Annotated in this window: 19 protein-coding genes; 13 read left to right on the forward strand and 6 right to left on the reverse strand. The window is 57.7% G+C overall.

Annotation, left to right across the window (positions count from 1 at the left end; translation table 11 throughout):
• Positions 1-47: 47 nt before the first annotated feature.
• Both dprA and tldD read right to left on the reverse strand, forming a co-directional pair.
• Positions 48-1,178 (reverse strand): DNA-processing protein DprA, encoded by a 1,131-nt coding sequence (dprA, locus tag AC2FH6_RS19445; protein ID WP_271950505.1) that lies wholly within the window; start codon positions 1,176-1,178, stop codon positions 48-50.
• A 239-nt stretch (positions 1,179-1,417) separates the two neighbouring features.
• The gene (tldD, locus tag AC2FH6_RS19450; protein ID WP_142637988.1) at positions 1,418-2,839 is read right to left on the reverse strand and encodes a metalloprotease TldD; all 1,422 of its coding nucleotides are present in this window, start codon (positions 2,837-2,839) and stop codon (positions 1,418-1,420) included.
• 176 nt (positions 2,840-3,015) lie between these two features.
• On the opposite strand from tldD, the gene coxB reads away from it, so the two are divergent.
• The 12 genes from coxB to AC2FH6_RS19510 all read left to right on the forward strand — a co-directional run bounded on the left by coxB (position 3,016) and on the right by AC2FH6_RS19510 (position 13,582).
• Positions 3,016-3,927 (forward strand): cytochrome c oxidase subunit II, encoded by a 912-nt coding sequence (gene coxB, locus AC2FH6_RS19455; protein ID WP_142637990.1) that lies wholly within the window; start codon positions 3,016-3,018, stop codon positions 3,925-3,927.
• Positions 3,928-4,014: 87 nt separating this feature from the next.
• On the forward strand, positions 4,015-4,971 hold the full coding sequence (gene cyoE, locus AC2FH6_RS19460; protein WP_142637992.1) for a heme o synthase: 957 nt from the start codon (positions 4,015-4,017) through the stop codon (positions 4,969-4,971).
• The gene (locus AC2FH6_RS19465; protein WP_185956706.1) at positions 4,968-5,129 is read left to right on the forward strand and encodes a cytochrome c oxidase system small membrane protein; all 162 of its coding nucleotides are present in this window, start codon (positions 4,968-4,970) and stop codon (positions 5,127-5,129) included. The genes cyoE and AC2FH6_RS19465 overlap by 4 nt, the downstream gene beginning before the upstream one ends.
• Positions 5,129-5,704 (forward strand): cytochrome c oxidase assembly protein, encoded by a 576-nt coding sequence (locus tag AC2FH6_RS19470; protein WP_496703997.1) that lies wholly within the window; start codon positions 5,129-5,131, stop codon positions 5,702-5,704. The genes AC2FH6_RS19465 and AC2FH6_RS19470 overlap by 1 nt, the downstream gene beginning before the upstream one ends.
• Positions 5,705-5,726: 22 nt before the next feature.
• The gene (locus AC2FH6_RS19475) at positions 5,727-6,542 is read left to right on the forward strand and encodes a cytochrome c oxidase subunit 3 (protein ID WP_142637996.1); all 816 of its coding nucleotides are present in this window, start codon (positions 5,727-5,729) and stop codon (positions 6,540-6,542) included.
• A 155-nt stretch (positions 6,543-6,697) separates the two neighbouring features.
• Positions 6,698-7,375, forward strand: coding sequence for an SURF1 family protein (locus tag AC2FH6_RS19480; RefSeq protein WP_496703998.1), 678 nt, complete (start codon positions 6,698-6,700; stop codon positions 7,373-7,375).
• Positions 7,372-8,760 carry a threonine synthase gene (thrC, locus tag AC2FH6_RS19485; protein ID WP_496703999.1) on the forward strand — a complete coding sequence of 463 codons (1,389 nt, stop codon included), beginning with the start codon at positions 7,372-7,374 and terminating at the stop codon, positions 8,758-8,760. Before AC2FH6_RS19480 ends, thrC begins: the two co-directional genes overlap by 4 nt.
• On the forward strand, positions 8,757-10,019 hold the full coding sequence (locus AC2FH6_RS19490; RefSeq protein WP_142638002.1) for a M16 family metallopeptidase: 1,263 nt from the start codon (positions 8,757-8,759) through the stop codon (positions 10,017-10,019). Before thrC ends, AC2FH6_RS19490 begins: the two co-directional genes overlap by 4 nt.
• Positions 10,019-10,603 carry a GNAT family N-acetyltransferase gene (locus tag AC2FH6_RS19495; RefSeq protein WP_496678290.1) on the forward strand — a complete coding sequence of 195 codons (585 nt, stop codon included), beginning with the start codon at positions 10,019-10,021 and terminating at the stop codon, positions 10,601-10,603. The genes AC2FH6_RS19490 and AC2FH6_RS19495 overlap by 1 nt, the downstream gene beginning before the upstream one ends.
• Positions 10,604-10,607: 4 nt before the next feature.
• Complete coding sequence (locus AC2FH6_RS19500) at positions 10,608-11,234, forward strand: hypothetical protein (RefSeq protein ID WP_496704000.1); 627 nt, start codon at positions 10,608-10,610, stop codon at positions 11,232-11,234.
• 75 nt (positions 11,235-11,309) lie between these two features.
• Positions 11,310-12,128, forward strand: coding sequence for an MBL fold metallo-hydrolase (locus AC2FH6_RS19505; RefSeq protein WP_496692885.1), 819 nt, complete (start codon positions 11,310-11,312; stop codon positions 12,126-12,128).
• A gap of 38 nt (positions 12,129-12,166) precedes the next feature.
• Positions 12,167-13,582, forward strand: coding sequence for an FAD-binding oxidoreductase (locus AC2FH6_RS19510; RefSeq protein ID WP_496704001.1), 1,416 nt, complete (start codon positions 12,167-12,169; stop codon positions 13,580-13,582).
• Positions 13,583-13,594: 12 nt separating this feature from the next.
• Here the strand turns inward: AC2FH6_RS19510 and AC2FH6_RS19515 are convergent, their stop codons facing one another.
• Positions 13,595-14,134: an adenine phosphoribosyltransferase gene (locus AC2FH6_RS19515; protein WP_142638010.1), complete on the reverse strand. Its 540-nt coding sequence runs from the start codon at positions 14,132-14,134 to the stop codon at positions 13,595-13,597.
• 312 nt (positions 14,135-14,446) lie between these two features.
• On the opposite strand from AC2FH6_RS19515, the gene AC2FH6_RS19520 reads away from it, so the two are divergent.
• On the forward strand, positions 14,447-14,620 hold the full coding sequence (locus tag AC2FH6_RS19520) for a hypothetical protein (RefSeq protein WP_281995766.1): 174 nt from the start codon (positions 14,447-14,449) through the stop codon (positions 14,618-14,620).
• 4 nt (positions 14,621-14,624) lie between these two features.
• On the opposite strand, the gene AC2FH6_RS19525 is transcribed toward AC2FH6_RS19520, so the two are convergent.
• The 3 genes from AC2FH6_RS19525 to AC2FH6_RS19535 all read right to left on the reverse strand — a co-directional run bounded on the left by AC2FH6_RS19525 (position 14,625) and on the right by AC2FH6_RS19535 (position 17,295).
• Positions 14,625-15,254 carry a LysE family translocator gene (locus AC2FH6_RS19525; protein ID WP_496704002.1) on the reverse strand — a complete coding sequence of 210 codons (630 nt, stop codon included), beginning with the start codon at positions 15,252-15,254 and terminating at the stop codon, positions 14,625-14,627.
• 51 nt (positions 15,255-15,305) lie between these two features.
• Entirely contained in the window at positions 15,306-16,322 is a 1,017-nt protein-coding gene (locus AC2FH6_RS19530; RefSeq protein ID WP_496704003.1) for a DUF418 domain-containing protein, read from the reverse strand.
• Positions 16,323-16,422: 100 nt separating this feature from the next.
• Positions 16,423-17,295, reverse strand: coding sequence for an S-methyl-5'-thioadenosine phosphorylase (locus tag AC2FH6_RS19535; protein ID WP_496704004.1), 873 nt, complete (start codon positions 17,293-17,295; stop codon positions 16,423-16,425).
• Between the last annotated feature and the right edge of the window lie 257 nt (positions 17,296-17,552).

The raw sequence follows: 17,552 nt of genomic DNA on the forward strand, positions 1-17,552 counted from the left end.
ATACGCGATTACAATGGGATACATGTGTAAGATTGGATATCCAACACTCAGGCGGTCAATGACAGAAGACCCCCGGGTTGGCGTTGAATACGTCCGTCCAGTTCCAGATCGACCAAAACCGGGGCAATTTCACCCGCCGTTGCCTCAACATCGCGGATCAACTGGTCTTCGGCGATAGGAGAGGGGCCGAGCCGGGTCAGAATTAGGCGTTCCAGGTCATTGGTTGAGCATGGTGTGCGGGGTAAATTCTTTTGGAGCATTTGCTGGGGTTCGAATAGGTTCGCTTGCTGCGGTAGCGCTTCGATCACATCTTCTGCAGACCTTATCAAAGTAGCACCGTCGCGGATCAGCAGGTTGCAGCCAGCCGCACGCGCGTCAAACGGGTGTCCGGGCACAGCCAGAACATCGCGCCCCTGGTCCAAGGCGTCGCGCGCTGTAATCAGGCTGCCGGATTTGGCGGCGGCTTCGACCACAATAACGGCCTTTGCCAGGCCCGAGATGATCCGGTTGCGACGCGGGAAATGGCGCGCCTGTGGCGTGACGCCCATGGGTTGCTCTGAGACGCGCAGCCCGGAACCTGCGATTTCAGCGGCAAGATCGGTATTTTCAGCAGGGTAAACCACGTCGACCCCCCCCGCCATAACGGCGATGGTGCCTGTTTCAACCGTGGCTAGGTGCGCCGCGGTATCAATCCCGCGGGCCAGGCCAGAAACGATCACATACCCCTGTTTTCCCAGATCGGTCGCCAATCCGCGCGCCATTCGCGCGCCCAGAGATGAGCAGTTGCGGGCACCGACCATAGCGACCGAGGGGCGCTGTAAAAGAGAGGTGTCACCGATTGCCCACAACATTGGCGGAGCATCATTCAGATCATGTAAAGCGGATGGGAAATCGGCGGACCCTAGGCACAAAAGCCGCGCATTGGCAGCTTTTGCGGCCTTGAGTTCCGCCTCAATCACGCCGGGCGGGCAGATTTCATACCCTTCTATTCCGGCAGCGCGTGCCATTTCCGGCAGCGCGGCCAGCGCATTCTGCGCCGAGCCATGTTCGCGAAGCAGCCGCCGAAACGTCGCCGGGCCCACTTTGCGAGAACGCAACAGACGAAGCCAGGAAAACCGATCCTCTTCCGTGGTGGGTGGGAGTGTGGGGTGATTGGAAGAAAGCTGCTCTTCGGTCATCCGTTGCTCCGTCTGATTGCAGAACTGGTTTACGGCTGCCAGGGTTAACAGCGTGTGAATCCCGTCAAATTTTCCGGATATATTTCGAGTCTCAGTTGTCTCAGTTGCGTAGGTTGTTGAAAAACAACGGCAAAAAATACAGCCGAGTCGGAAGTCGGAAAACGCCTCTCCGCAAAGTATCAATGCATATCCAAAGCGGGGCGTTAACCCTGCGCTTTGGAAGCAGTGACCGATTCTACTTAGGCCGCCGATCCTCCAATCGTCAGCCCATCCATCAGGACCGTAGGTTGACCGACGCCCACGGGCACCCATTGGCCATCCTTGCCACACGTGCCCATTCCCGGATCCAAGGCCATGTCGTTGCCCAACCCGCGAACGCGTTTGAGGGCAGAGGGGCCATCGCCAATCAATGTTGCCCCTTTGACCGGCGCGCCGATTTTGCCGTTTTCAACCCGGTATGCCTCGGTGCAGGAAAACACGAACTTGCCATTGGTGATATCCACCTGGCCGCCGCCAAAGCCAACCGCCCAGATGCCATCCTTTATATCGGCTACCAAAGCGGCGGGATCGGCATCGCCACCCAGCATGATTGTATTTGTCATCCGTGGCATTGGTTTATGGGCATAGCTTTGACGCCGCCCATTCCCGGTTGGTGCAACACCCATCAGACGGGCGTTTTGGCGATCCTGCATATATCCGGTCAGGATGCCGTCTTCGATCAGCACAGTGCGCGAACTGGGTGTGCCCTCATCATCGACGCTGATTGACCCGCGCCGGTCTGCGATTGTGCCGTCATCAACGACCGTAACACCTTTGGACGCGATCTGTTGACCCATCAGCCCGGCAAAGGCGGAACTGCCCTTGCGATTGAAATCCCCTTCAAGGCCGTGGCCAATCGCTTCGTGCAGCAAGATGCCGGGCCAGCCAGGGCCCAGTGCGACCTCCATCACGCCCGCAGGGGCGGGAACAGCCTCGAGGTTGACCATGGCGATGCGAAGGGCCTCGCGGGCTTTATCCTGCCAGTCGGTTGGGTCGATCAGCCCGTCCAGGCCGATCCGGCCACCTCCACCGGTCGAGCCGCTCTCACGACGGCCGTTCTGTTCTACGATGACCGAGATATTCAACCGGGTCATGGGGCGGACATCGCGGACCAGAATGCCGTCAGGGCGTAGAATCTCAACCTCCTGCACCGCAGCAGCAATAGTGGCGCTGACCTGTACTACACGCGGATCAAGATCACGGGCAAAGGCGTCAATCTCGCGCAATGTTTCGATTTTGACGGGGAAGCTGGCAGATTCGATTGGGTCTTCGTCTGTATAAAGGCGCTTGTTGGTGGCCCGGGGGGCATCAGCTAGCGTTCCGCCACCATCACCGACCGCCAGCCGCGCGGTCTCGGCGGCCCGTTTCAGGGCAGGAATCGAGACGTCCGTTGAATGCGCATAGCCTGCCACTTCGCCCTGCACGGCGCGCAGGCCGAAACCTTCGGACGCGTCATAAGAAGCGGTCCGCAAGCGCCCGTCATCAAAGACCAGAGACTCGGATTTCCGGCGTTCAACGTACAGTTCTCCGTCCTCGGCCCCGGCGGTGGCGGATTGCAGTACCGCTAGCGCTTCGTCATGTGGAAGAGCGCTTTCAAACGGGCGAAACGGGTCGTTGGGCATCTCTTGGGACCTTTCGAGTTTGATCCAGATCAAAAATAGCGTCTGTTTGACGCAAGCATTTTGCTTTATCTACCCGCAGGAATATGGTTTTTAACGCGGCCAAAGACAACGGGTGAGGTGTGGCCGATTCACACCTTTTCGCCAGGGACGCAAAGATCAAACGATCAGGACAGAAAATGAAGAACGCTTTAAAGCTTTCGGGGCTTATGACAGCCCTCTCCAGCCTTCCCGCCATGGCTCAGGAGCTTGAGATTATTGGTCAGCCGGTTGACGGCGGCATAGGATTCCAGCCTGCAGCCACAAGCCTTGCCGAGGGGATTCATCGCCTGGATAATATGATTCTGGTGATTATCACCGCGATCTGCATATTCGTTGCGGGCCTGCTGGTTTACTGCATCATGCGTTATAACCAACGCGTCAACCCGACCCCAGCGCGATTCTCGCACTATACTCCGGTCGAGATCGTCTGGACGTTGGGTCCGATTCTGATTCTAGTATTCATCGGTGCTTTCTCTCTGCCGGTTCTGTTCAAGCAGCAGGAAATTCCCGAAGGTGATGTCGTTATCAAGGTTGTCGGCAACCAGTGGTATTGGACATATGAGTATGTCGATCACGATTTTGCATTCGACAGCTATCTGCTTGGCCATCCGGCCACGTTGGACGAAGGTACCCGCCCCGCCGATGCGGACGTGACGGCGTTTGTCCTGGATGACGCGATGCGGGCCAAGCTGGCAGACGCAGGGTATAGCGACGATGAGTGGCTGCTGGCCACCGACACAGCGGTAGTTGTCCCGGTTGGCAAGGTCATCGTGATGCAAGTTACTGCGTCCGACGTGATCCATTCATGGACCATTCCGTCCTTCGGTGTGAAGCAGGACGGTGTACCCGGACGCCTGGCTGAGCTGTGGTTTGAGGCCGAAAAGGAAGGCATCTATTTCGGCCAGTGTTCGGAACTGTGCGGCAAAGACCATGCCTATATGCCGATCACTGTCAAAGTTGTCAGCCAAGAGGCGTATGACGCGTGGTTGAAAGGTGCGATCGACGAGTATGCAGGCCTGCCGCAGAACTATCAGGTCGCTTCGAACTGATTTCAGTAAGGACGGGATGCGTCCCGCCTGCTACAAGATGCAGGCTGTGCGAGAGATCGCACAGCCTTCGCCCCAAAAGGACCCGAGATGAGCGACGCAAGCATCAATGCAAGCCAAACGACCGCCCAAGCGTATGCGAATGAGGCCAGCTTTGGCGATTACTTCGCCCTGCTGAAGCCGCGCGTGATGTCGCTGGTTGTATTCACGGCGCTTGTTGGTCTGCTGGCAGCGCCGGTACCGGTACATCCGTTCGTTGGGTTCTGCGCGATATTGTTCATTGCCATCGGAGGTGGCGCATCCGGCGCGCTGAACATGTGGTGGGATGCAGATATCGACCGCGTTATGAAGCGCACCAAAGGTCGCCCCATACCGTCGGGCAAGGTACAAGAGGGCGAAGCGATGGCCTTGGGCCTGGCACTGTCCGGCCTGTCGGTGATCATGTTGGGTCTTGCAACCAACTGGTTCGCCGGAGCCTTTCTGGGCTTCACCATCTTCTTCTATGTCGTTGTCTACACGATGTGGCTCAAGCGCTCGACGCCACAGAACATCGTGATTGGCGGCGCAGCTGGGGCTTTCCCGCCGGTCATCGGCTGGGTCGCTGCAACCGGATCCATGTCCGTCGAACCTTGGCTGATGTTTGCCCTCACCTTCATGTGGACGCCGCCGCATTTCTGGGCGCTGGCCCTGTTTATGCGGTCGGATTACGACGATGCGGGTGTGCCGATGTTGACGGTAACCCATGGTCGGCGGGCGACGCGCTGGCATATTCTGGTCTACACCGTTCTGCTGGCAGTGCTTGCGATTGGAACCGGCTTTTCGGCAATCGGCGGCCCGATCTATCTGACCGTCGCTATTGTACTGAACGCGTTGTTCCTGCGCGGAGCATGGGCAATCTCGCGTCGGACCGAAGATGATTCCGAGGCTGACAACTTCAAAGTTGAGCGTGGCTTTTTCAAGCTCTCGCTGCTGTATCTTTTCCTGCATTTCGGCGCGATCCTTGCCGAAGCACTGCTGAAGCCTTACGGGCTGGGAGGCTGGGCATGAGCCTGCGCAAAAGCCATGAGTTGCATCAACGTCGGTTCAGCCGAAATCTGGGCGTTGGCCTGACGCTTGCTGCATTCATCGTGCTGATCTTTGGGCTGACGATCGTCAAAGTCTCAGGGACCGATTTTAACAGGGCCATGCAAGAGGTGCAGAACTGATGGCGCTCACAGGGCCGCAAAAAACCGTCGTGCAAACCGTCGGCGTTGTTGTTCTGATGGGCAGCCTCGCCTGGGCTTCGGTGCCGTTTTACGACTGGTTTTGCCGGGTCACCGGGTATGGCGGCACAACCGGAGTGGCTGAAGCCGCGCCAGAGGACATCCTTGAGCGCACTGTTACCGTTCGCTTTGACGCCTCAAAGGCGAAAGACATGGCCTGGGAATTTAAGCCGGTCGAGCGCCAGATGGAAATCCGCATCGGCGAAACGGGCCTGGCCTTCTATGAGGCATATAACCCCACGGACCGCCCAATTGCCGGTCAGGCGTCTTACAACGTTGCGCCTTATTCGGCCGGTGGGTATTTCCAGAAGATCGCCTGTTTCTGTTTTGAAGAACAGGTGTTGCAACCCGGAGAACGGGTTCAGATGCCGGTGAGCTTTTTCGTCGATCCCGAAATGGTCGAGGATCTGGAAGCCAAATATGTGCATACGATCACTCTGTCGTATACATTCTACGAAATTGACCTGCCCGAGGGCTATGCCGCCCTTGATGTTCAGGGTGATACAAACAAGAACTAACGCCTGTAGGTGAGGGACGCTGATGGCACACGCAAAAAATCATGATTACCACATTCTGACCCCTTCGATCTGGCCACTGATCGGCGCTGCGGGCGGCTTTGTGATGTTGTTCGGAGCCGTCCTCTGGATGCACGGCGTCACCTCCTACATGTTCTGGGCCGGTCTTGTCGCGGTTCTTTACACCATGTTCGCCTGGTGGTCCGAAGTGGTGGCCGAAAGCCGTGTAGGCGATCACACGCCGGTCGTGCGCATTGGCCTGCGCTATGGGTTCATCCTATTCGTGATGTCCGAGGTGATGTTCTTCTTCGCCTGGTTCTGGTCGTTCTTCAAACACCGCATGTACCCGATGTACGACTATGCGGGCACCGAATACATCCAGCCGGATATCCACGCGGTTGACCCGTTCCACTTGCCGCTGATCAACACGCTGGTCCTGCTGCTTTCGGGCTGTGCCATCACCTGGGCGCACCACGCGCTGGTGCATGACAATGACCGCAAGGCGCTGATCAACGGCCTCGCTATTGGTATCGTTTTGGGCATCGCCTTTACCGCTCTGCAGGGCTTTGAGTACTACGAATTGCTGGCCCATGAGGGCTGGAAATTCGGTGGTGATCAGTTCTATTCGAACTTCTTCATGGCAACCGGCTTTCACGGCTTCCACGTGATTATCGGCACCATCTTCTTGTCGGTCTGTTTGATCCGGGCACTGAAGGGTGATTTCACGCCGGAAAAGCACGTCGGTTTCGAGGCCGCGGCCTGGTACTGGCACTTTGTTGACGTTGTCTGGCTGTTCCTGTTCTTCGCAGTCTATATCTGGGGACAAGCCCCTTTGATCTGACGCCGGACCGGTAACAAAATTGCAAAAGCCGCCCCCAAGGGCGGCTTTTTCTCTATCAGGGTGCAAGATTGCACCCGATACAAATGGGTGGTTGCAATTCAGTTCACACCGCCCTTAACAAGACGCCGGTTTCTGCAACAAGGTTTGACCCCGCCATGCGCCGCATAACTTTCCTGCTGATCTTCGGGCTCGCCGGTCTGGGCGTACTTGTGTCGCTGGGCGTCTGGCAGGTACAGCGGCTTGGGTGGAAACAAGACGTGTTGGCCGAGATTAACGACCGGATCTCCGCCGAACCTGTTTCCCTGCCGCAGCAGCCTTCCGAGACACGGGACAAGTACTTACCGGTTTTCGTCCAGGGTGAGATGCAGCCGGGTGAAATCCATGTTCTGGTTTCGGTGAAACAAGTAGGCGCTGGCTATCGAGTTATCCAAGCTTTCGATACTGGCGACCGGACTATTCTGGTCGATCGCGGTTTTATCCCAACCACTGCCAAACAGGTTGAAAGACAAACCGGGCAGATCGAACTGACGGGCAATCTGCACTGGCCGGATGAGATCGACGGCTATACGCCCGAACCCGATTTGTCTGCTAATATCTGGTTTGCCCGCGATGTTCCCGCTCTTGCCGCAGCTCTGGGAACCGACCCGGTTCTGCTGATCGCACGGTCCCAAACCGATCCGAATGTGACCCCTCTGCCAGTGGACACTGCGGGCATCCCGAATGATCATCTGGGATACGCGATCACATGGTTTGGCCTGGCTTTGGTCTGGGCTGCGATGACTGGTTATTTCCTGTGGCGCGGTCGCGCCCCATCAGAAAGTGAAGCGCAATGAAATATGTCTCAACCCGCGGGCAGGCGCCCGAACTGAGTTTTGAAGAGGCGATGCTGACCGGGCTGGCCCGCGACGGCGGCCTGTATCTGCCCGCCGAGATCCCGGTGATGAGCCAGGATGACATCGCTGCTTTGGCCAGCCTGTCCTATGAGGACATCGCCTTTCGCGTGATGTGGCCCTATGTCAGCGGATCATTTGGGGAAGATGAGTTCAAACAGATCATTGCCCGCGCCTATAAAGGGTTCGGCCATGACGCCCGCGCACCGTTGAAGCAGTTGAACGAGAACCACTTCCTGCTGGAGTTGTTTCACGGCCCGACACTGGCCTTCAAAGACTTCGCCATGCAGCTAATCGGTCAGTTGTTCCAGGTAGCGCTGAAGCGTCGCGGGGATCGGGTGACTATCGTGGGCGCGACCAGCGGTGATACCGGTTCTGCCGCGATTGAGGCGTTCCGGGGGCTGGATGCGGTAGACGTGTTTATCCTGTATCCGCATGGCCGTGTATCTGAGGTGCAGCGTCGTCAGATGACCACACCTGCGGACGGCAATGTGCATGCTCTGGCCGTCGACGGGGACTTTGACGACTGTCAGGCCGCGCTGAAAGATATGTTCAACGATTTCGACTTCCGTGACGGTGTGAAACTGGCGGGGGTGAACTCGATCAACTTTGCCCGCGTGCTGGCACAGATCGTCTATTACTTCTCGGCCGCCGTCAGCCTTGGCGCACCGCATCGCAAGGTCAGCTTTACCGTGCCGACAGGCAATTTCGGCGACATTTTTGCGGGCTATCTGGCCAAACGCATGGGCTTGCCGATTGACCGGTTGGTAGTGGCGACCAACCAGAATGACATTCTGCATCGGTGCCTGGCAGGCGAAGGGTATTTCAAGGGAAACACGATCCCTTCGATCAGCCCTTCGATGGATATTCAAGTCAGCTCGAACTTTGAACGGGCGCTGTATTATGCCTATGACGAGGATGGCAATTCTGTGGCTCAGCTGATGGGCGAGCTGAAGAATGGCGGCTTCAACGTCAGCCAGGGTGCGATGGAAGCGCTGCGTGAAAGCTTCGACTCGGGCCGCGTGTCCGAAGAGGAAACGCTGGCGACGATCACAGCCACGCTGGCCCGCAGCACCGAACTGGTCTGCCCCCATACTGCCGTGGGTATCAAAGTTGCCGAGGAGCACCGCGACGCGAACGTCCCGATGATCACTTTGGCGACCGCACACCCGGCCAAGTTCCCGGCTGCGGTCGAGAAGGCGAGTGGCGTACATCCGCCTCTTCCCTCTCGCATGTCTGATCTGTATGAACGTCCAGAACGGGTGACCCGCATCGCCAATGATCTGGGCGCCCTTGAGGATCATATCAAAGGGCATATCGCCGAGTGACTGTCAGACAAGACCAACTGAAGAACGGCTTCCGTATCGTCAGTGAACATATGCCGGGGCTGCAATCTGCGGCCATAGGCATCTGGGTAACCGCCGGTGCGCGCAATGAGCGGATCGAACAGAATGGCATAGCCCATTTCCTTGAGCATATGGCGTTCAAGGGAACCAAACGGCGATCCGCGCTGCAAATTGCAGAAGCGATCGAGGATGTGGGCGGGTATATCAACGCCTATACTTCGCGCGAGGTGACGGCCTATTACGCGCGCGTTCTAAAAGACGATGTGGCGCTGGCGATGGATGTCATCGGTGACATCGTCCTGAACCCGATCTTCGATCCGCGCGAGATTGAGGTCGAACGCGGTGTGATCCTACAGGAAATCGGTCAGGCCTATGACACGCCCGACGATGTAATCTTTGACTGGCTGCAAGAGCAAAGCTATCACGATCAGCCCTTGGGCCGGACCATACTTGGCCCCACTGAACGCGTCAGCGCATTCTCGCGCGAGGATCTGTCGGGTTTCGTGGCCGAGCATTATGGCCCTGAACAGATGATCCTATCCGCTGCTGGTGCGGTGGATCACGATGCACTGATGAAAACGGCGGAAGAGATGTTTGGTCACCTGCAACCACGAAAGGGTTTGATCCCTGAAGTGGCCCGATTTACCGGTGGTGAGGCGCGGCAGGAGAAAGAACTGGAGCAAGCTCATTTCGCTTTGGCGCTGGAAAGCCCCGGCTATCGCGACGACGCGATCTATACCGCGCAGATTTATTCGACCGCGCTGGGCGGGGGTATGTCTTCGCGCTTGTTTCAGGAAGTGCGGGAAACACGCGGGCTTTGCTATACGATCTTTGCCCAGGCCGGCGCCTATGCCGACACCGGGACAACCACGATCTACGCGGGCACATCTGCGGATCAGATCGGTGAGTTGGCGACGATCACCATTGACGAAATGAAACGTGCCGCCGAGGATATGAGCCCCGAAGAGGTCGCCCGTGCTCGTGCGCAAATGAAGGCCGGAATGCTGATGGGGCTGGAAAGCCCCTCGAACCGGGCCGAGCGTCTGGCGCGTCTGGTGCAGATCTGGGGACGGGTGCCGTCGCTTGAGGATACAGTCGCCAAGATTGACGCGGTCAGCACCGAAGATGTCCGCAGCTTTGCCGAACAGATAGCAGCACAAGCGCCAGCGGCGCTGGCGCTGTATGGTCCGGTATCAGGTGCACCCACACTCGCGGACTTGCAGGAGAGGCGCGCGGCGTGATGCTTCTGGGCAGACGCAAGCTGAAACTTGAAACCGAGCGGCTCAGCTTGCGCCCGCCCGTACACTCCGATTTTAACGACTGGGCGGCGCTGCGACGCTCGTCCAAAGATTTTTTGACCCAGTGGGAGCCGATCTGGGCTTCGGATCATCTGAGCCGGAAGTCCTTTACCAACCGGGTCTACTGGGCGCAGCGCTCGGTTGCGAGTGGGACGGCGATTCCGTTATTTCTGTTCCGGCGATCTGATGACCTGCTGGTCGGTGCGATCACCCTGGACAATGTGCGCCGTGGCCCAGCACAGGCGGGGACCCTGGGCTATTGGACGGGCCAAGCCTTTGCTCGCAACGGGTATATGCGCGAGGCTATTGGCGCGGTGGTCCATCATGCCTTCACGCGTTTAGACCTGAGCCGGATCGAGGCGGCCTGCCTGCCCGAAAACAAACCCTCGCGCGGATTGCTGGAAAGCTCGGGCTTTAAATACGAAGGCGTGGCGCAGTCCTATCTGCAGATTGACGGGCGCTGGCGAACGCATGTGTTATATGCCTGTCTGCGGTCGGACCGGCGCGGGAAGACAGAAGCGGGGTAGGACCATGGCGCGGGCGAAACAGCCAATGATTTGGATCAGCCGTGCGATGGTAAGCACCTCTAGTATCAAAGGGTTTGATCAAGATAACTATCTCAAAGACAACGAACTTGCTGTCGATTCTATGAAGCGGAACAACATTGGTGAGCCCTTGCCGGAAAATCGCTTTCCCAAGGAAATGTACGCGGAATACAAGGACAAAAAGGAAAAGAAACAGCCCGACCTATTTAATGCTGGAGGGACTTGGACCGTGTCTTCCGCTTGTGCGTCTGTTCTGCGTCAATTCGACCTTGGTGACGGAAATCTCTATCCAGTCAAACTGTTTCAACACGATCGCACCACACCGGTTGAGGGCGAGTATTTCTGCTTGAACTTTGGGGCGCAAAAAACAGCAGTGCTGACTGATCAATCACCGCGCTTCACAAAGCCTTACCCAAATTATGATATCTGGCAGCCGCCCGGCGCAATGCAAGACAAGGACATCGCCGTGAGCGTGTCTGCGTTGGATGGGCCCGACAACTGGATCGACACACAAATGCGAGACGCGTTTTTTGTGAGCGACGCATTGGCACCGGCCTTGCGTGCGGCGAAGGTCTCACGCCCGTTCAAGCTGCGTAAGTGCATCGTGGTTTAAGGCACTTCAACCCGCGGAAAGTTCAATTTAACTTTGCAGTCGTGACTCAACGTTGCTCTGCGCTACAATCACGTCATGCGCTGGGTGGTTTTGGCATTTTTGGTGATCTCGGGCGGGGCTGTGGCACAGGAGCGGCGGCCAAGCCATTGCATCGCCATTGCGGATGCGGCACCAGGGATCGAATACCTGCATAAAGCGGGGTGGCAAGATCCGGTGCCGGAGTATTCCGTCCGGATCAGCTATGTCGCGCATGCTTCTTTTCTGATCCAGACACCGGGCGGGTTGAACGCCGTGACAGATTTCACCGGCTTCATCGGCGGGGCCAGTTTGATTCCCGATGTGGTGACGATGAACCACGCCCATGGCACGCATTGGACCGCGCATCCCGATCCTGCCATTCCGCATGTGCTGGAAGGGTGGGGCGTGTTCGGGGAGGGGATCGAACATCATCTGGATCTGGAAGAGATGTTGGTGCGCAATGTCTCGACCGATATCCGGTCCGTCTATGGCGGGGTCGAAGAACGTGGCAATTCGATCTTTGTGTTTGAGGTTGCCGGGTTGTGCATTGGGCATCTGGGTCATCTGCACCACATTCCGTCGGACGCGCAATTTGCGGCCCTTGGACGGTTGGATGTTGTTATGGCAGCGGTGGATGGTGGGACGACCATGCCGCTGCCCGAAATGATTACAGTTCTGAAACGGTTGAAGAGTTCGGTCATCATTCCGATGCATTGGTTTTCGGACTATTCGCTGGATCGGTTTCTGGCGGATATCAGGGGGGATTTCCCTGTTGAACGCGATGGCGTGTCGGAAATCACCGTATCCCTGCGCTCACTTCCGGACCGGCCAACGGTGGTTGTGTTAGAGCCGCAATACCTGATCGAGTTGGAATAGGGCTTGTCGGGACCCGTTGCCTTGGGCAAGGAATGGGCATGACCCTGAATCCCGCAGACGATCAATTCGCCCAATCAATTCGCGCCGCCTTGCCGGATGAAGTGCTGCGACCGGTCACCGCGCGATATCTCGAGGAGCCGCGCCGTCGGATTTCCGGGCAGGCGGGGGTGCTTGCGGTGCCCAGAACGGCCGAAGAGGTAGCGGTTCTGATCCGATTGGCTGCCGAGGCATCGGTCCCGGTGGTGCCATATGGGGGCGGCACCGGTGTTGTTGGCGGTCAGGTGACGTCGGACGGGCCTGCGCCTTTGCTAATCTCGCTAGAGCGGATGACAGCGATCCGGGCTGTCTATCCGACAGAGAATGTGATGATTGCAGAAGGTGGTGTGATCCTTGCAGATGTGCAGGCGGCTGCCGAAGGCGCGAACCGGTTATTTCCACTTTCCCTTGCCTCACAGGGGTCATGTAGGATCGGAGGGAACCTGTCGACAAATGCAGGGGGGGTAAACGTGTTGCGCTATGGAAACGCCCGTGACCTGTGTCTGGGCCTTGAGGCGGTTTTACCAAGCGGCGAAATCTGGCATGGGCTCAGCCGGTTGCGAAAGGACAATACCGGGTATGATCTGCGCAATCTTTTGATTGGGGCCGAAGGGACGCTAGGGATCATCACTGCGGCGGCACTCAAGCTGTTTCCCCGTCCTGAGGCGGTTGGAACGGCCATGGTTCAGGTCACCTCTGCCGAAGCGGCGGTTGATTTGCTGGCGCTGGCGCGGGACCTCATGGGGGACAGCGTCAGCGCATTTGAACTGATTCACCAACAGGGGCTTTTGTTCCTGAGTGAGGTTCTGCCAGAGACGCGGCAGGCCTTTGCCGAGCCGCCCGAATGGTCTGTGCTGATCGAGATTGGCTTGTCGATGGGCCAATCACCTGAAACCGCGTTTGAGGTGCTGTACGAGGCCGCTGACGCACGTGGGCTGGTCACCGATGCGGTGATTGCACAAAGCGAGGCGCAGCGGCAGGACATTTGGGCCGTGCGCGAGCGTATTCCGGATGCAAACCGGCTGATCGGGTCGGTCTCAAGCCACGATATCTCGGTGCCGATCTCGGCCATCCCAGAATTTATCCGGCGTGGTGCAGATGTTGTGGCCACGCTTGGTCCGTATCGGGTGAACTGTTTTGGGCATCTGGGCGACGGGAACCTACATTACAATGTGTTTCCGCCAAACGGGCATTCCCGGTCAGAGTATGACGCCGAAAGTGCGAAGGTAAAAAGGGCCGTTCATGACCTTGTGCATGAGTTTCAGGGATCCGTCAGCGCAGAGCACGGTATCGGGCGATTGAAGACCGAAGATCTGGAGCGATATGGCGATCCGGTCAAATTGAGCGCGATGCGGGCGATCAAATCGGCGTTGGACCCCAAAGGGATCATGAACCCCGGCGCGGTCCTGCGGCTGTAACTGTGGGATCGATCAGAGTCCTTCGAATTCGCACAGGACATGAACATCCATGCCCATCTCTTCCAGAACCTTGCGCCCGCCCAGTTCTGGCAGGTCGATGATGAAGGAACATGACACGATCTCGCCGCCCAGCCGTTCGATCAGTTTGATCCCGGCGGCGGCGGTGCCTCCGGTGGCCAGCAGGTCATCCACGACGAGAATTTTCTCACCCGGTTGGATGGCATCATCGTGAATCTCGACAATGGCCTCGCCGTATTCCAGCGTGTAATCCTGGCTGATTGTTGTGCCGGGCAGCTTGCCCTTTTTGCGGATGGGGACGAAACCGACGCTCAGCTGATGAGCGATGGCGCCGCCCAATATGAAACCGCGCGCCTCAAGTCCCACGACCTTGTCGATCTGTTCGCCAGCATAGGGGTGCAACATTTGGTCAATCGCCATACGAAACCCGCGCGGGTCCGCAAACAAGGTGGTGACATCCCGAAACATGATCCCTTCGTGCGGAAAGTCGACGATGGTTCGGATGTAATCCTTGACCGACTTGTTTCTTGACATGACCATCCCCTTCTGGCGTCAAAACACGCTGGGTTGTTTGGCCCATCGGGGACGGTCATGCAAGAACAGAATGAATGTGCTGGCTTGCAATCTTCCTAGAACGTGCGATTGCCTATCTCACCGAAAAAACCAGATAGGTTTCCCAAGACGTCGTCTTTTTTAGCCAATGCGTTGGTTCCGAAAAAGAATTACCTGAATTGAACACAGGCTACTTGCAAAGATTCCGCAAGGTTGTTAGCTGCCCATCATATGTTTTCTATATACTTAGTATATACGTTTCATTCCTTCTGAGGTCTTTTGGAGACAAAGTGCATGTCAGGGACAGATCGTAAGGTTTCAGCCAAAAAGGACAGCCAGCTGGTTCTGCGGCTGGATCGTGGCGAGCGCGATGCTTTTGTAGAGCTGTGCAGGGAACTCGACACGTCGGCGGCGCGAGAAATCAGGCGGTTTATTCGCGGATTTATGAATGATCACACTGCAGAATAGGCCCTCAGGCCGGGCGACGCAGGATTGATGTGGCGATCCCCATGCCGATCAGGGTCAATCCCCCGAAACGCGTCAATGCGCGAATGGTGCTTGCGCGGCCGATCATATGGCGCAGCCGATCTGCCAAAAGGGCATAGGCCAATGCATTCAACCAGGCCAACCCGACGAAGGTGCCTATCAGGATCGCGAATTGAGGGCCCAAAGGTTCAGTTGGGCGCAGGAATTGCGGCACGAAGGCGATAAAGAACGCAATCGATTTGGGGTTCAGGGCGGTTACAGCGGCCGCGTGACCAAAGACGCCTCGCGCAGTGATATCTGCGCCGGGTTCAACCGCCTGCAGCCCCGCCGACGGTGCGCTGCGCAGTAACTTGATGCCCAGCCAGACCAGATAGGCCGCGCCGACCCACTTTAGGACAGAAAACAACGTAGCTGAGGCCAGCACCAACGCCCCCAATCCCAGCAATGAGGCCGTCATGGCCACCAAATCGCCAACCGCCACCCCGGTGGCCGAGGCTACGGCAACGCTGCGGCCTTTGGAGAGCGCATAGCTGAGCACCAGCAGAACAGTGGGGCCGGGGATCAGTAGCAAAGCGGTGGATGCAGCCACAAAAGCCAGCCAGATGTCAAAGGGCATGTGATCTCCGATTATGATACGCGGGTATCAAGCTTTGGTGACGGGCAAACGTCAAGCCCCCGATGGGCGCGTCACACGGTGCATCAACGCCTCAAGTGGTCCGCGTCTGAAGCGCAGGAACCATAGCAGAGCAAATCCTGAGGACAGCACGCAGAAACCCAAGGCGTAGCCAACGATCTGTGGCGCGCTGAGCGATCCGTCCAGCAGGTCGGCCTCGTCCAGAATGCCCATCCCAATCACGATATGTGCGATATACAGCGTCAGGCTCTGCCGCCCAGGCGCAGTCAGCGCCATCGCGGCGCCCAGCCCTTGAATCCGCGGCCAGAGCTTTAGCAACAGGCCGATCACCACACAGGCGGTTCCAGCCCCGGCCAAAATGTAAAACGGCCCCGGAGGGATGGATTGAGTGCCCAGATAGGCGGCCAGGTCAGGATCGGTTGTCAGCTTTTGCGGAAACAGGGCCAGAACGGCTGCGCCAAATCCCCACATGATCAACCGGTGCTGAACACAGACCGTCTGTAGTTGCGATCGCCCAATCGCCATACCGATCAGCAAGAACGCTGCCCAAGGTAGAACGGGGTGCCAACCATTGAACAGCAAGTTTCGTACAAAGCCCGGTATCGTCCACAGGTCGGTATGGGTCAGGGAAACCCAGTCCCATCCCTTATCATAGTCAAAGATAAGATTGGCGAGAACGGCCAGGACAACGACACTGCATGCGCCAAGCCACAAACCAAAGATGGACGAGGACAGAAACGCCGCGCCGACAACAAAATACAATGCATAGAAATGCAGGATATCGGCCTCAAACATGGTCATGTTGATCAGGCCAAGTACGAACAGTAATGCAGCCCGTCGTAACAGAATTCCAGCAGAAGGGCTGGACAGGCCAATACCGATCCCGGCCAGAATGACAAACAATGCAGCAGCACGACCTTCCAGTGCATCGACAAGCGCCGATGCCCAGTCATCTGCCGGTTTGACCTGCGCCGCGATGCGAAAGTTCACCAGCACCATGCCGCAAAATGCCATAAAGCGTGCGGCGTCCAGGGCCTCGAGCCGTTTCATTCCTATCCTCTTCGTTCCCTGCCGCCCGTACCGAACTTAAAAGGCTGCCTTTCGGTTAAGTACTGATGCGGCCGACCGGAATAGGCGCTGATACCAATCGCTAGAGCACCCGCCCCGCGACTGCGTCCAGTTTCGCCAGCAGCGCCGGATCACGTTTTTCTGGCGCGGTCAGGATCGCGTATTCCAGCGCCCGGTCACACCCGTGCGGGCAGGGCAGGCGCTCTGCCCCTAGCAACTCTGGCAAGCCCTTGACCAGCGCCCGGCCTTTTTCGGCGTTCCCGGTCAGGGTGGCGATAATGGCGGTCACGTCGACCTCGCCATGGTCCGGGTGCCAACTGTCATAGTCGGTGACCATCGCGATCGAAGCATAACAAAGCTCGGCTTCTCGGGCGAGTTTCGCTTCGGGCATGTTGGTCATTCCGATCACATCGCAGCCCCAATGCTCGCGGTACATTTTGGATTCCGCCAGTGTCGAGAACTGCGGCCCCTCCATCGCCAGATAGGTGCCGCCGCGATGAATGGTGATGCCGGCGGCCTTGCCAGCCGTCTCGCAAGCATCTGACAAACGTGGGCAGGTCGGGTGGGCGACACTGACATGGGCCACGCAGCCGGAGCTGAAAAAGCTTTTGTCCCGCGCAAAGGTGCGGTCGATGAACTGGTCGACGACAACGAAATCGCCGGGCGCCATATGCTCGCGGAACGATCCGCAGGCCGAGACCGAGATCACATCCGTAACCCCCAGACGTTTCAGCGCGTCAATATTGGCGCGATAGGGCACGTCCGTCGGCGAATGAATGTGGCCACGCCCGTGGCGAGGCAGGAACGCCATCTCGATCCCGTTCAGCGCGCCGGTCAGTATTTGGTCCGAAGGCTTACCCCAAGGCGTTTCAACCGAGACCCATTGCGCATTCTCCAATCCGTCGATGTCGTAAATGCCTGATCCGCCGATGACGGCAATCTTGGTCTGGGTCACTGGTTTTCTCCGATTTTGGTGCCTGTTCAGCGATTTGTGCGCTGCGCTGCATGGTTTGACAAGGGTGATCGCCCGGTGGTTCTGTCACTTTTTTCGCAGGGATTCGGGTCGTTGCTATCCGAGCCAGGCAGAGCGTCAAGCCAAGGTGTGACGGCAACGAACCGACATCAATTCACCTATTCGCGAGATATGTGCTATGCGTGCTGCGCATATCAGCCTCCCGCCTGATGCGGTGGCTCAAAAACCGGTTCACAGAT

This window comes from Ruegeria sp. CDSC045, from assembly GCF_059610725.1.

Excerpts from the sequence above, each read along its gene's own strand:
- AC2FH6_RS19465 (WP_185956706.1), top strand. The coding sequence starts at position 4,968 with ATGAGCCTGCGCAAAAGCCATGAGTTGCATCAACGTCGGTTCAGCCGA.
- cyoE (WP_142637992.1), top strand. The coding sequence starts at position 4,015 with ATGAGCGACGCAAGCATCAATGCAAGCCAAACGACCGCCCAAGCGTAT.
- AC2FH6_RS19530 (WP_496704003.1), bottom strand. The coding sequence starts at position 16,322 with ATGAAACGGCTCGAGGCCCTGGACGCCGCACGCTTTATGGCATTTTGC.
- AC2FH6_RS19500 (WP_496704000.1), top strand. The coding sequence starts at position 10,608 with ATGGCGCGGGCGAAACAGCCAATGATTTGGATCAGCCGTGCGATGGTA.
- AC2FH6_RS19495 (WP_496678290.1), top strand. The coding sequence starts at position 10,019 with ATGCTTCTGGGCAGACGCAAGCTGAAACTTGAAACCGAGCGGCTCAGC.
- AC2FH6_RS19475 (WP_142637996.1), top strand. The coding sequence starts at position 5,727 with ATGGCACACGCAAAAAATCATGATTACCACATTCTGACCCCTTCGATC.
- AC2FH6_RS19510 (WP_496704001.1), top strand. The coding sequence starts at position 12,167 with ATGACCCTGAATCCCGCAGACGATCAATTCGCCCAATCAATTCGCGCC.
- tldD (WP_142637988.1), bottom strand. The coding sequence starts at position 2,839 with ATGCCCAACGACCCGTTTCGCCCGTTTGAAAGCGCTCTTCCACATGAC.
- AC2FH6_RS19470 (WP_496703997.1), top strand. The coding sequence starts at position 5,129 with ATGGCGCTCACAGGGCCGCAAAAAACCGTCGTGCAAACCGTCGGCGTT.
- AC2FH6_RS19515 (WP_142638010.1), bottom strand. The coding sequence starts at position 14,134 with ATGTCAAGAAACAAGTCGGTCAAGGATTACATCCGAACCATCGTCGAC.
- AC2FH6_RS19525 (WP_496704002.1), bottom strand. The coding sequence starts at position 15,254 with ATGCCCTTTGACATCTGGCTGGCTTTTGTGGCTGCATCCACCGCTTTG.
- dprA (WP_271950505.1), bottom strand. The coding sequence starts at position 1,178 with ATGACCGAAGAGCAGCTTTCTTCCAATCACCCCACACTCCCACCCACC.
- AC2FH6_RS19520 (WP_281995766.1), top strand. The coding sequence starts at position 14,447 with ATGTCAGGGACAGATCGTAAGGTTTCAGCCAAAAAGGACAGCCAGCTG.
- thrC (WP_496703999.1), top strand. The coding sequence starts at position 7,372 with ATGAAATATGTCTCAACCCGCGGGCAGGCGCCCGAACTGAGTTTTGAA.
- coxB (WP_142637990.1), top strand. The coding sequence starts at position 3,016 with ATGAAGAACGCTTTAAAGCTTTCGGGGCTTATGACAGCCCTCTCCAGC.
- AC2FH6_RS19480 (WP_496703998.1), top strand. The coding sequence starts at position 6,698 with ATGCGCCGCATAACTTTCCTGCTGATCTTCGGGCTCGCCGGTCTGGGC.
- AC2FH6_RS19505 (WP_496692885.1), top strand. The coding sequence starts at position 11,310 with ATGCGCTGGGTGGTTTTGGCATTTTTGGTGATCTCGGGCGGGGCTGTG.